The sequence below is a fragment of the Vibrio sp. 1580 genome (genome assembly GCF_033340055.1).
Genome location: NZ_JAWOVT010000648.1, coordinates 1 through 537 on the forward strand (window position 1 = coordinate 1; position 537 = coordinate 537).

A 537-nucleotide genomic window follows, 5' to 3' on the forward strand; every position below is an offset into this window, starting at 1 on the left:
GGTAGAAAGACACTGGTTAACCGACGGTGGTTGGCACAAAACCGTGTACGTTCGTCACTTGTACGAAAACTTCTCGCAAGGTTTGCAAGATGATGGCGTGCAGTTTGTGCTTCCAGGGGCAACCTTTTCGCGTACTCGTGTCCGTGGTGGCAGTATGCCAATGTGGGGTGATAAGCAAAGCGTAACGGTTGAATACGGCGATCCGGCGCTACTGTCTGAAACGCGAGTATTGCGTTTGCTTGGGCGATCTTCGTGGATTCGTGGCATCGGCGAAAACCAGCGCGGTTTGTTCCGTCTCGATGGGGGGGCTAACATCACGGAGGAATTTGAAAAGCTTTCGCCATCGTTGCGTTTCTTTGCTGGTGGTGACAACAACATCCGTGGTTATGGCTATGAATCCATCTCACCTGTCGATGAAAGTGGCGCATTAACGGGTGCGAAATACATCTTAAGCAGCACCTTAGAGTATCAATATCGCGTTTACGGCAACTGGTGGGCCGCAACGTTCTACGATATTGGTGATGCGTTTAATGACAC

Annotated in this window: 1 protein-coding gene; it reads left to right on the top strand. The window is 50.7% G+C overall.

Going from position 1 to position 537, the window contains the following annotated elements:
• Positions 1-537, top strand: a 537-nt coding sequence (locus tag R7093_RS27630; protein ID WP_318147330.1) for an autotransporter assembly complex protein TamA, incomplete at both ends; no start/stop codon positions are given.